Source organism: Pectobacterium carotovorum (assembly GCA_016415585.1).
GTDB lineage: Bacteria > Pseudomonadota > Gammaproteobacteria > Enterobacterales > Enterobacteriaceae > Pectobacterium > Pectobacterium carotovorum_K.
The window spans coordinates 1,373,216-1,385,852 of sequence record CP066552.1 but is presented as its reverse complement, the minus strand read 5'-3'; the positions used below and the strand labels follow the sequence as shown (position 1 = coordinate 1,385,852).

The 12,637-nt window shown below is 53.7% G+C and carries 8 protein-coding genes; 2 read left to right on the top strand and 6 right to left on the bottom strand.

Features of this window, described 5'->3' with window-relative positions; all coding sequences use genetic code 11:
• Nucleotides 1-93: 93 nt before the first annotated feature.
• The 5 genes from brnQ to phoB form a co-directional block, all read right to left on the bottom strand.
• Nucleotides 94-1,413, bottom strand: coding sequence for a branched-chain amino acid transport system II carrier protein (gene brnQ / locus JFY74_06125; GenBank protein QQG29616.1), 1,320 nt, complete (start codon nucleotides 1,411-1,413; stop codon nucleotides 94-96).
• Between the two features lie 603 nt (nucleotides 1,414-2,016).
• On the bottom strand, nucleotides 2,017-3,123 hold the full coding sequence (locus JFY74_06120) for a cobalamin-independent methionine synthase II family protein (protein ID QQG29615.1): 1,107 nt from the start codon (nucleotides 3,121-3,123) through the stop codon (nucleotides 2,017-2,019).
• 242 nt (nucleotides 3,124-3,365) lie between these two features.
• Entirely contained in the window at nucleotides 3,366-4,304 is a 939-nt protein-coding gene (locus JFY74_06115; GenBank protein ID QQG29614.1) for a phosphate ABC transporter substrate-binding protein, read from the bottom strand.
• A 15-nt stretch (nucleotides 4,305-4,319) separates the two neighbouring features.
• Nucleotides 4,320-5,642, bottom strand: a complete 1,323-nt coding sequence (phoR, locus tag JFY74_06110) for a phosphate regulon sensor histidine kinase PhoR (protein ID QQG29613.1) — start codon at nucleotides 5,640-5,642, stop codon at nucleotides 4,320-4,322.
• 27 nt (nucleotides 5,643-5,669) lie between these two features.
• Nucleotides 5,670-6,359 (bottom strand): phosphate response regulator transcription factor PhoB, encoded by a 690-nt coding sequence (phoB, locus tag JFY74_06105; protein QQG29612.1) that lies wholly within the window; start codon nucleotides 6,357-6,359, stop codon nucleotides 5,670-5,672.
• 294 nt (nucleotides 6,360-6,653) lie between these two features.
• Here phoB and sbcD point away from each other — a divergent pair, with 294 nt between their 5' ends.
• Together sbcD and JFY74_06095 are read left to right on the top strand one after the other, a co-directional pair.
• Nucleotides 6,654-7,880 carry an exonuclease subunit SbcD gene (gene sbcD / locus JFY74_06100; protein ID QQG29611.1) on the top strand — a complete coding sequence of 409 codons (1,227 nt, stop codon included), beginning with the start codon at nucleotides 6,654-6,656 and terminating at the stop codon, nucleotides 7,878-7,880.
• Nucleotides 7,877-11,560: an AAA family ATPase gene (locus tag JFY74_06095; GenBank protein QQG29610.1), complete on the top strand. Its 3,684-nt coding sequence runs from the start codon at nucleotides 7,877-7,879 to the stop codon at nucleotides 11,558-11,560. Before sbcD ends, JFY74_06095 begins: the two co-directional genes overlap by 4 nt.
• A 3-nt stretch (nucleotides 11,561-11,563) precedes the next feature.
• Here the strand turns inward: JFY74_06095 and mak are convergent, their stop codons facing one another.
• Nucleotides 11,564-12,475 (bottom strand): fructokinase, encoded by a 912-nt coding sequence (mak, locus tag JFY74_06090; protein QQG29609.1) that lies wholly within the window; start codon nucleotides 12,473-12,475, stop codon nucleotides 11,564-11,566.
• Nucleotides 12,476-12,637: the final 162 nt, after the last annotated feature.

The window sequence follows — 12,637 nt, the reverse complement described above, 5'->3', positions numbered from 1 at the left end:
ACCACAGGCAAAGACCTGTGGTGCAGAAACCCAACGTTGTGCTGGAGCAGTACGCTATCCCTACCGCCCCAGTGCAATCAGGCATGAACGATATTATTGATGTACCGTAACTTCCTGACGACCACAAAGTCTGTCGTAAATCACCGCAACCAATAAAATCAGCAGTGACGGTGGCAGCCAGGCCAACCCTTGCTCGCTCAGCGGCAGGTTGAGGCTCCACTCTGGCAACAGCGTTTTGAAGGCCGACGATTTTATACCATCAATCATGCCAAATAACAGACTGACTAACATGACGGGGGCCACAATACGTGAAGCGCTATTCCACCAACGCAGCGTAAAGCTCAATAAAACCAGAATGATACACGGTGGATAAATCGCCGTCAGTACAGGAATGGAAAGTTGAATCAGATGGCTCAGGCCCAGATTAGACACCACCATCGAGAACGTTCCCAGCACAAACACCAGCGTGCGATAAGACAACGGCAGGTATTGTGCAAAGAACTCAGCACAGGCACAGGTTAGCCCCACCGCCGTCACCAGACACGCGATGAAGATTAACAACGCCAGGAAGCTGCTTCCCATGTTGCCGAACGTGTGTTGCACATAGGCATGGAGAATTTCAGCACCGTTTTGCGCCTGCGGCACCAGTTCACCACTGACAGAACCGAGCTGGAACAGGCTCAGATAGACCAGTGTAAGACCGATGCCCGCAATTAACCCAGCCCATACGGTATAACGCGTCAGCAGCACGGAGCTGGTCACCCCACGCGAGCGCGCTGCATTAACGATCACGATACCAAAGACCATTGCGCCCAGCGTATCCATCGTCAGATAGCCGTTGACGAAACCATTAGAGAACGGCAGTTGCTCATACGTTTCTGTCGCCGGGATAGGTGAACCGGCAGGCCACAGCACAGCAGCAATACCCAGTACCGCCAGAGCAATAATCTTTAACGGTGCCAGCACATGGCCGACCGTATCCAGCAGTTTGCCGGGATACAGGGAAATCGCGATCACAATGGCAAAATAAATCAGGCTATAAATCAGCAGCGGAGAGGCTCCGTTGCCGACTAAAGGCGCCAGACCGACTTCAAACGATACGGTTGCCGTGCGCGGCGTTGCGAACAGTGGCCCAACAGCCAGATAGCACACGGTCGCCAGAACCACACCGGCCTTTTTACCAATCGGCGAGCTCAGCGCGTCAACGCCACCGCCAACCCGGGCAAGGGCGATCACAGTCAACACCGGTAGGCCCACCGCCGTCAGCAGAAAGCCGAGTGCTGCGGTCCAAACGTGCTCTCCCGCCTGCAATCCCACCATTGGCGGGAAAATAATATTTCCTGCCCCCACGAACAAAGCAAAGGTCATAAAACCTAATGCCACGATATCTTTGGAAGTTAAACGATGACTCATAGTTATGTCGTGTTGCCTGTATCAAATCGATAAAAAGAAAACGGTGCCGTTTATCGCCGCCAGAAACCATTCGCAAACGGGTAACCCGAAGAATGAGCCAACGCTCTGACGACGCGAAAGATGGCGGTCATATACTCTAAATAATTCGAGTTTCAGGAAGGCGGCAAGCGAAGCAATCCCGATGAGCTTACTCAGGTAAGTGATTCGGGTGGCTGAACGCGGCCAACGCACATGCAACTTGAAATATGACGAGTATAGAGGAGTTATTTTTTTCACAGCCATATTGGGTGCTAAGTAAAACGTTTATAGCGTAAAAAGACAAGTGGAGATCCAAAAACCAGAGTATCAAGCCTAACTATGCCAAAAAATAAGAATATAAATTGGTTTATCCTGATTTGCATAACACATGATTTGCGCATTTATCGATATTTCATTGCAATAAAACTGACAAAAACCGGCATAAAATGCGCTGTTCGATCATAAAAAAAACATATTTCACAAAATCGTCGCGAACGGAAAGCTGGATAATGGCCACAAAAAAGGCCGGATCGTATGATCCAGCCTCTGTATATCTGTTGCAGAGATAGCGCTATCTCATCGGTATCACCACACGTGATTGGCGATATCCACGACAAGTTTCAGCTTATTCCACTGCTGCTCTTCCGTCAGGCTGTTGCCCTCTTCCGTTGAAGCAAAGCCACACTGCGGGCTCAGGCAAATTTGGTTGAGATTGACATATTTTGCCGCTTCCGCGATACGCACCTGCACAACTTCAGCCTCTTCCAGTTCACCGTTCTTCGTGGTGATCAGCCCCAGCACTACCTGCTGATGGCCTGGCTTCACAAAACGCAGCGGCTCAAACCCACCCGCTCTCTCGGTATCATATTCCAGGAAGAACGCATCAACATTCACTTCACCGAACAGAATTTCTGCCACAGGCTCGTACCCGCCTTCAGAAATCCAGGTCGAACGGAAATTACCGCGACAAACGTGTAAACCGATCACCAGATCCGCAGGCTTATCAGCCAGCGCTTTGTTCAGCACGTCAGCATAGGTCCGCGCCAGTTGTGCTGGATCTTCACCACGTTCACGAATCTGGCGTTTTTGATCGTCAGAGCACAGGTAGGCCCATACGGTGTCATCCAGTTGCAGGAAGCGGCAACCCGCATCATAAAATGCGTGGATCGCATCGCGCCAGGTTTGTGCCAAATCATCGAAGTAGTCAGCCAGATCGGGGTAAACCGTCGCATCAATCGCTTTTCGTCCACCACGGAAATGCATCACGCTAGGACTTGGAATCGTCATTTTCGCGACGGCATCGCCAGAAATGCTGTTCAGGTAGCGGAAATGATCGAGCATCGGGTGCTGAGGATTAAAACCGACTTTATCCACAACGCGAATCGCATGGGATTTGGTCTGAATACCGTTGAATTGAATACCGTGATCGGCTTCGTAGCGCTCCACGCCGTGCAAATCGGCAAAGAAGTCGAAGTGCCACCAGGCGCGACGCAGTTCACCATCCGTCACAACCTGCAGACCCGCTTCACGCTGCTTTTCTACCACGCGCAGAATCTCGCGATCTTCAATGCTACGCAGCGCAGCATCATCAATCTCGCCTGCCTGATGCTGAAGACGTGCTTCCTTAATCGCTGCCGGACGCAAGAAACTGCCGACGGTATCGGCACGGAAAGGGGATAAGGTGTTCGCCATATGTCGCTCCTGACATGTTGCCAGTACTGCTCTTCAGGAAAGAAGCGTACTGACAGATAGTTTCAATATGAAATATTTGCCCAGAGGGATAATTACATTTAATTTTATTTAGCCATCTGGACGTCTAAATTTAAAACTATCCTGTCACGTGGCGAATCACAGGGCAATGGAAGAATTTTCACGTAACATGAAGAAAGTTCACGTGACGTGAAAATGTCGCCAACTCTTGATGGAAAGAGGAATTATTCCGGCAGGCCAATCAGCTGGCGCGCCTGACGACGCGTTTCTTCCGGCAGTGGCAAATAGCCATCCTGATTCACCAGCGCTTGCCCCGTTTCAGACAACACACGCGCTAAAAATGCCGCCGTCAGCGCTTCCAGTGGTTGGCTGGGCGCTTTGTTCACGTAGATATAGAGGTAACGGGTGTAGGGATACAAACCGCTGCGGATATTCTCAGTAGAGGGGTAAATGTAGTCGGTGCCTTGTGCGGCTAACGGCAGCATTCTCACGCCGCTGGTACGAAAGCCCACGCTGGCATAGCCGATGGCATCGGTCGACGCAGCAACGGCCTGTACAACGGACGCCGACCCCGGCAATTCATTAACCTGAGGAAGGAAATCGCCACGGCATAGCGCCTTTTGCTTAAAGAACCCATAGGTTCCCGACGCAGAGTTTCGCCCATAGCGCAGTAGCGTGCGTTTTTCCCAACTGCCGTGCAGGCCGAGATCGCCCCACTGTTTGATCGGCTGGTGGTTACCGCAGCGCTGCGTAATCGAAAAGATGGCGTCCAACTGCGACAAGTTCAGCCCAGGCAGCGGGTTATCCTGATTGACCAGCACGACCAGCGCATCCATTGCCACCGGCACCGCCAGCGGCGGATAGCCATAGTGCTGGACGAACGCCTCAATTTCGCTGGCCTTCATCGCCCTGCTCATCGGCCCAAGCTGCGCGGCTCCCGATGCCAGAGACGTCGGTGCAGAGGACGAACCAGCGGCCTGAATCTGTAAATTCACGTTTGGGTAATGCTGGCTGAAATCCGCCGCCCAAAAGGCCATCAGGTTAGCCAGCGTATCCGAGCCCGCGCTGGAGAGGTTACCTGCCAGCATCTGACGAGGCTGCGCGGAGCACAACGCGCTGAGCAGCAGTAAAAAAGCGCCCGCAATACGAGTGGCGGATGTCATAGATAGCGTTTTCCGTCAGGCTGAAGGTTTCACCGTATTTTCAGCCAGAGAGGCAGGGACAATCAACCGATTCGGCAACGTAAAGACAAAACGTGAGCCCAGCCCATCCTCACTCATGATCTCCAGACGCGAATCATGATGGCTAAGCGCATGCTTAACAATCGCCAGCCCCAGTCCGCTACCGCCTGTTTGTCGTGAACGCGCCTTATCCACCCGATAAAAGCGTTCCGTCAGGCGCGGCAAGTGCTCGGCCGCAATCCCCGGCCCGTTATCGCTGACCTGAAATTGTGCGCCCTGTGGGATCTTCTGCCAGCAGACTTCGATACGCGTTCCCGCTGGCGTATGGTTGACCGCGTTATACACCAGATTGGATACCGCACTGCGCAGCTGTTCTTCATTACCAAACACGCGGAGGCTTTCATTCACACGAAAGACGATCTCATGACGCCCCTGACTCAGGGTCTGCGCTTCACGCTGCAATACGCGCAACATCAATGGAATATCGACTTTTTCATTCAGATCGATTGCCGTCGCCGCCTCAATACGGGACAAGGTCAGCAGCTGTTTGACCAGCCCGTCCATGCGTCGGGTCTGCTCCTGCATGGTATTCAGCGCCTTCCCTCGCAAGGCCGCATCCAGCGTTTCTTCCTGCATCATTTCCAGATAACCCTGCAACACCGTCAGCGGCGTACGCAGCTCATGGCTCACGTTGGCAAAAAAGTTACGTCTGGCGCCTTCAAGCTGGTGCATTTGCGTAATATCACGCACCACCATCAGTAGCTGCCCTTCGGAATAGGGCATCACGCGGAATTCAACATGGTGGGAATTATTCAACTGTAGCGTGAGAGGACGGCTAAAGTCCTGTCCTTTCATGTAATTCGTGAATTCGGGATAGCGTAATAAGTTGAGGATATTCTGACCGTTATCTTCCGGCCAGCGAAAACTCAGCAGGTGCTGCGCCAGATGATTACACCAGAAGATCGTTCCTTCTTCGGTAGTGATCACCACAGCATCGGGCAAAGACTCGGCACCGCTGCGGAACCGTTTGATCAGGAGCGCCAGCTCACGGCGTCGACGTCGGTTACGCAACTGCATCTGATAGAGCCCGTAGAACAGCGGCTCCCAGCTCCAGCGGCCGGGCGGTGGCGTCATGCTGCGGTCAACCCACAGCCAATAAGAGAGTTTTAGCTGGTTATAAAAATTCCAGCACAGTAGGCCTAATACGGCGACCAGCAGAAACCAGGGCAGATAGCCAAAAATCAGCCCCAGCAATAAAGCGGGCAAACAAAAAAAAGCTAGCTCCAATGCCAGCCTTTTCCAGGATAAACGTTCTAGCACGTTAATATTTCTCCGGTTACGATCACCTCAGTAACGCGTTGAAAAACGGTAGCCCGTTCCCCGAACGGTTTGCACCATTTTGTCATGTCCGCTGGTTTCCAGCGCTTTACGCAGGCGACGAATATGGACGTCGACAGTACGATCTTCAACATAAACGTTAGTGCCCCAAACGTGATTCAGCAACTGTTCCCGGCTATAAACACGTTCAGGATGCGTCATAAAGAAATGCAGCAGTTTAAATTCCGTCGGTCCCATGTCCAACGCGTGCTCTTCGGTCGTCACGCGATGAGAGGAAGGATCGAGGCTCAGGCCACGCATTTCAATCACTTCTTCCACCGCCATCGGTGAAATGCGGCGCATCACGGCTTTGATACGCGCCACCAGTTCTTTGGGTGAGAACGGTTTGGTAATGTAATCATCCGCCCCCACTTCAAGCCCGCGCACGCGGTCTTCTTCTTCGCCACGCGCGGTCAACATCATCACCGGAATATCACGCGTCAGCGCCTCGCGCTTCATATGCTTGATGAATTGCAGGCCCGACCCGCCAGGCAGCATCCAGTCCAATAACACCAGTTCCGGGAATGGCTCCGACAGTTGCGTTACCGCGCTGTCATAGTCTTCAGCTTCAACAGGTTGATAACCATTTTGTTCCAGTACAAAGCAGACCATTTCACGAATTGGTGCTTCATCTTCCACGACTAATATGCGTTTTGCCATTGTTAATCCTGTCGTTAATCATCGTCGCTGTTAGCAGGCGGAGGCATTATGCGTCAGTTTTATGACAGATTTATGAAAAACACACAGACCTCTCTGCACGATTGTTACAGCGCGTACATCCGATTTTTCGAGCCGCTTTCCAAACGTCTGATTCCACCGCGACAGCCGCCATGCCTGCTATATATAATCATGGCATTACGATGACAAAGTACGATGGCGACGACACACCCTTTCACATAATAAATAATGACAACGTCGTCCATCGCCACGCGGCATGAATATCGAGAGAACACGATGCGCATTATCCACACCGCCGATTGGCATTTAGGGCAATATTTTTATACCAAAAGCCGCGCTGCTGAGCATCAGGCTTTTCTGCACTGGCTTATCGCTCAGGTGGAACAACATCAGGTCGATGCCATTATAGTCGCAGGCGATATTTTTGATAACGGCTCGCCCCCCAGCTACGCACGGGAAATGTATTATAGCTTCGTGGTAGAACTACAGCGCACGGGCTGCCAGCTCGTTATTCTCGGCGGCAACCACGATTCCGTCGCGATGCTGAATGAATCCCGCGAGTTACTGGCCTGTCTGAACACACGGGTGATTGCCTGCGCCAGCGACGATCCTGCCCAACAGGTGATCCTGCTGGAAAACCGTCAGCGGCAGCCCGGCGCCCTGCTCTGCGCGATTCCTTTTTTACGTCCGCGTGATGTGTTGACCAGCAAAGCCGGGCAATCCGGGGATGAGAAACAGCTGGCGCTACAGGAAGCGATTACCGCGCACTACCAGCAGTGTTATCAACTGGCTTGCCAAAAACGCGACGAACTAGGCCTGCCGCTGCCGATTATTGCAACCGGACACCTGACGACGATTGGTGCAACCGCCTCGGAATCCGTGCGCGATATCTATATTGGTACGCTCGATGCCTTCCCGGCTCAGGCTTTTCCTCCTGCGGATTATATCGCGCTCGGCCATATTCACCGCCCGCAGCGCGTGACCCAAAGTGAGCACATTCGCTACAGCGGTTCACCCATTCCGCTGAGTTTTGATGAACTCAACAGCGAGAAGTCCGTTTGTCTGGTGAGTTTTGCACCAGACACGCCAGCACAAGTAGAAACACTGCCGATTCCCATGACTCAGCCGATGCAGCTGATTAAAGGCAGCCTGAGCGATATTGAAAAACAGCTGGCCACCTTCCAGAACTATCAGGGCGACAAGCCCGTGTGGTTGGATATTGAGCTCAACACGCAGGATTATCTGAGCGACATGCAAAAACGCATTCAGGCGATGACCGAGAACTTGCCCGTGGAAGTGTTACTGCTGCGCCGCACGCGTGAACAGCGCATGCAGGCGATTACCCGACAGGACAAGGAAACGCTGAACGAACTGAGCGTACATGACGTTTTTGAACGTCGTCTGGCAACGGAGACAGACATGGAAGACGGTCGCCAACTGCGTGTTCGCACGCTGTTTAATCAGGTTATTGATGAACTGGAAAATAGCGAGCCTGCCCAATGAAAATCCTCAGTCTGCGCTTAAAGAACCTCAACGCGCTGAAAGGCGAATGGAAAATCGACTTCACGCAGGAGCCGTTTTCCAGCAACGGCTTATTTGCCATTACCGGCCCGACCGGCGCGGGGAAAACCACGCTGCTGGATGCGATATGTCTGGCGCTGTATCACGAAACGCCACGACTTGGCCTGCTTTCCGCCAGCCAGAATGACCTGATGACGCGTAATACCGCTGAGTGTCTCGCCGAGGTCGAGTTTGAAGTTAAAGGCGTCGGATATCGCGCCTTCTGGAGCCAGCGTCGGGCAAGAAATGCGCCAGACGGCAACCTACAGTCCCCCAAGGCCGAACTCGCGCTCATTGAAGACGGCAAAATTCTGTGTGAAAAACTCAATGATAAGAAAGAGATGATCACACAGCTCACCGGACTGGATTTCGGCCGCTTCACGCGATCCATGATGCTGTCGCAGGGACAATTTGCCGCCTTCCTCAACGCCAAAGCAGACGACCGAGCAGAACTGCTGGAAGAGCTGACCGGCACGGACATCTACGGCCTGATTTCCGAACGCGTCTATGACAAGCACAAACAGGCAAACGTCGCATTGAACACGCTACAGGCGCGCGCATCAGGCATTCAACTGCTAACTGATGAGCAACGTCAGCAGGTGGAAGAACAGCTTGCCGAGTTGCTCCAGCAAGAGCAACGGGGCAACGTTGAACGTGAGCAAGCGCTGACTACGCTGCGCTGGTTTGAGCAACTGACACAGCAGCACACGCAGTTAACCAGCACGCAGGCGCAACATGAAAGTGCCGAATCCGCCATTCAGCAGGCTAAACCGCAGCTTGACAGGTTAACTCACAGCGAACCAGCAGAAAAACTGAGGCCGCTACATCAGGAACGAGAGCGCTATCGACAGGAATCTCTTACGCTGGCACAGCGTATTGAACAACTGACCGAGAAACAGGCCGCCGAGCAGGTGACGCTAACCGCGCTACGCCAGCAGGAAGAAAAAGCAGAGCTGGAGGTTAGTGAGCACAAACGGGTACGGCAGCAACAAGAGCAGGTGATCAACGAACAGGTTGTGCCACTTGACCATCGCATTACCACGCTGGTGCAGCAAAAAACGCAGCAACAGGACGAACTGGCAAAAACGCAGGCTCGTCTGCACGCGGATGAAAGTAAACAAACCCAGACAGCGGCAGAGCAGCAGCAGGCTACACAGCAGCTTGAACAGATCCAGTCTTACCGCCAGCAACACACGCATCACCAGCAGTGGGGAGAACAACTCCCTCTGTGGCGCACTCAGTTTCGGCAGTTGCGCCAGCTTCAGGACGAGCAAGAGAAGCTGAAGCAAAAACAGACGCAGCACACCGCACAGTCAGCAACATCACAGCAAGAGGCTGTGACGCTGGCGGCACAGCAGCGTGAACAACAAGCGGCCGTTGATGCAGCCCGTCAGCAGTTCATGCAACACGATGAGACACGGCAACAGCAGGAAGCGCACCAGCCGCTTTCCGCCCTGCAACAGCAGTTTAATCAACGCGTTGACCAGCGCGCTGAACGCCAACAGCTCGCGACAATCAGCGACCAGTTCCAGCGTCTTCATGTGCGCAAGCAGCAGTACCTCACCAAACAGGGTGAAGTACAAGGGCATATCAGCCAGTCAGAAATCTTAAAGAAACAGCAGCAGTCTGAACATGAGCAGCGAAGCCAGCATCTGGTCGATCTGGAAACGATGCTCCAGCAGGAAGAGCGTATCGTTAAGCTGGAAGCCGAACGCCAACGGCTCCAAGCTGGAGATGCGTGTCCGCTATGTGGTTCAACCGAGCATCCAGCCATCGAACGCTATCAGGCACTGCAACCGTCTGAAACCCAAAGCCGCCTGACAGCGCTACAGCAGGAAGTGAATCGGTTAACGACGGCGCTGGCGAATACGACTGCACAGTTGGCCTCGCTAGAGCAACAACGGGAACAGCTGCAACAGGAGATCGCTCAGCTCGATAGCGAACATCACGCCTTGCTGCAACAATGGCAAGATATCAGTGAGCGCTTACAAGTTAACTACACGCTGGAACAACCGGATGAGATCGCAGCCTGGCTTACGCAAAATGAAGCCGAAGAACAGGATATTCGACAGCAGATTACCGCACGCGAGCAATTGCAAAAACAGTGGCAGGAAAGTAAGGATTTACTGACTGCCGCAGAGGGATTGCAGCGGGAACTCGACCAAAAAATCGCGCTCAACACCCAGCAACAAACTTCGCTAAACGTTACGCAGCAAGAGACCGAGCAGTCGCTGCAAAACGTGCACCAGCAGATCACGCAGCACATTCAGGAAATCACGCAGGCGCTGGCAAATGTGGGGCTTCTGCTGCCGGAAGCTGACGCACAGGATGACTGGCTGGCTCAGCGCGAAAGCGAATGGCAAGGCTGGAAAACCAAAGAACAGGAGCAGTCTCGTTTAATTCCTCTGTTAGCCACGCTGGACAGCGATCTTCAGCATCTGAATCGCAGCGTGGCTGAGACAAAGCAGCAACTACAGGCGCAACAACAGCAGTTGGAACAACACCTCGCGCTCCTCAACACAAGCCAACAGGAACGACTGGCACTTTTCGGCGACAGGCAAATCGCGGCTGTGCGCGAACAGTTACAGCAAACCAGCCAGCAGTATGACGATGCGCTCCGCCTAGCCCAGTCAGCTCGGCAGCAAACCGAAACGACGCTGAGCCGCCTGACAGGAGAGCTAGCGAGCACGCAACAGCAGTATGAGCAGAGCACGCACCAGCGTGAGAATGCGACAGAGCGCTTTAGTCAGGCTTTACAGCAAAGCACGTTCGCCGATGAAACGACGTTCCTCAATGCACTGCTTGATGAGCAGGAACGTCAGACGTTGCAGGCATGGAAGGAAAAGCTGTACCAAATCTTGCAGCAGGCAGCGGCACTTCACCAGCAGGCTGAGCGGGATCTGCTTGCCCATCAACAAAAGCGCCCCGCCTCCCTGACAGAAGATGCTACACAAGAAGCGGTACAGCAGCAGTTAGCAGCGCTGGATGAAACGCTGAAAACCAACCTGCGGCAGCAAGGCGAGTTCCAGCACCAGTTAGCTGACGATCGACAGCATCGCCAGAACCAGCAGGATTTGCTCAATGAGATCGCCCAAAGTCAGCAAATGTATGACGACTGGAGCTGTCTTAATACGCTCATCGGCTCACAAAGCGGACATAAGTTCCGTAAGTTTGCTCAGGGGCTAACGTTGGATCATCTGGTTTATCTCGCCAATCTCCAGCTTTCCCGCCTGCACGGGCGCTATATGCTGAAACGGAAACCCGGCGACGAGCTGGAGCTACTGGTGATGGATACCTGGCAAGCGGACGCCGAGCGTGATACGCGTACGCTGTCCGGCGGCGAGAGCTTCTTAGTGAGTTTATCGCTGGCGCTGGCGCTATCCGATCTCGTCAGCCATAAAGCCAGTATCGATTCGCTGTTTCTGGATGAGGGCTTCGGTACGCTGGATGCCGAGACGCTGGATATCGCGCTGGATGCCCTCGATAACCTGAACGCCTCCGGTAAAACCATCGGCGTCATTAGCCATGTCGAAGCGATGAAAGAGCGTATCCCAGTACAGATCAAAGTGCAGAAGGTTAACGGATTAGGCGTCAGCCGGCTGGCACCGCAGTACGCCGTTTAGCCATTATTCCGTCTTCGGCCAGAGCCAGGCGGCTCCGCGTACCCCGCTGGAGTCGCCGTGTATGGCTTGAAGCACGGGCGTTTCGCACTCACCGCCGAAGATCCACGGTTTAATCTTTTCCGGCACGGTCTGATAAAGACGAGAGACGTTGCTCATTCCTCCCCCCAGCACCACGACATCAGGGTCGAGCAGGTTAATCACATGCGCCAGCGATTTTGCCAGGCGATGTTCATAGCGCTGTAACGCCAGTTCTGCAATGGGATCGCCCTGCTCCGCTAAGGCAATAACTGCCTCGCCCTTGTGCGGCTGGCCGCTCAGGCGCTGGTAATCCACGGCAAATCCGGTGCCAGAGATAAACGTTTCAATGCAGCCAAATTTACCGCAATAGCAGGGAACCGTCTGCCGATAGCGCAGCTCATCGTCATCCATCCAAGGCAGCGGGTTATGTCCCCACTCGCCTGCAATACCGTTGCCGCCGACGTGAACCTGACCGTTCAGCGCAATGCCCGACCCGCAGCCGGTTCCGATGATGACCGCAAAGACGGTCTGCTTCCCTGCCCCTGCACCGTCAACCGCCTCTGAAACTGCGAAACAGTTCGCGTCATTGGCGACCCGCACGGGCCGATTCAGCAGCGTGGCGAGATCGCGATCCAGCGCCTGACCGTTGAGCCAGGTGGAGTTGGCATTTTTTACCTTGCCGGTAAATGGAGACAGCGTACCGGGGATCCCCACGCCAACGCTGCCACGGCTGCCTGTCGCTTTTTCAGCCATCTCCACCAGCGTGGCAATAGTCCGCAGCGTTTCCGGGTAGTCATTTCTTGGCGTCGGCATACGCTGCCGAAAACATTCCTGCCCCTCATCATCCAGCGCAATGACTTCCGTTTTCGTCCCGCCTAGATCGATACCGATTCTCATGATGTCTCCCCGCGTGTTGTAAATAGGTCGAGTAAATTTTTCACCGACCTGAAAACGTTCTTATATGGATAAGTACCCTAAACAATTCGAGTCGTGCAGCCAACGCACATGCAGCTTGAAGTATGACGGGTATAACCAGAGAAACCAATCCGCTACCATTCA

Excerpts from the sequence above, each read along its gene's own strand:
- brnQ (QQG29616.1), bottom strand. The coding sequence starts at position 1,413 with ATGAGTCATCGTTTAACTTCCAAAGATATCGTGGCATTAGGTTTTATG.
- JFY74_06120 (QQG29615.1), bottom strand. The coding sequence starts at position 3,123 with ATGGCGAACACCTTATCCCCTTTCCGTGCCGATACCGTCGGCAGTTTC.
- JFY74_06115 (QQG29614.1), bottom strand. The coding sequence starts at position 4,304 with ATGACATCCGCCACTCGTATTGCGGGCGCTTTTTTACTGCTGCTCAGC.
- phoB (QQG29612.1), bottom strand. The coding sequence starts at position 6,359 with ATGGCAAAACGCATATTAGTCGTGGAAGATGAAGCACCAATTCGTGAA.
- sbcD (QQG29611.1), top strand. The coding sequence starts at position 6,654 with ATGCGCATTATCCACACCGCCGATTGGCATTTAGGGCAATATTTTTAT.
- JFY74_06095 (QQG29610.1), top strand. The coding sequence starts at position 7,877 with ATGAAAATCCTCAGTCTGCGCTTAAAGAACCTCAACGCGCTGAAAGGC.
- mak (QQG29609.1), bottom strand. The coding sequence starts at position 12,475 with ATGAGAATCGGTATCGATCTAGGCGGGACGAAAACGGAAGTCATTGCG.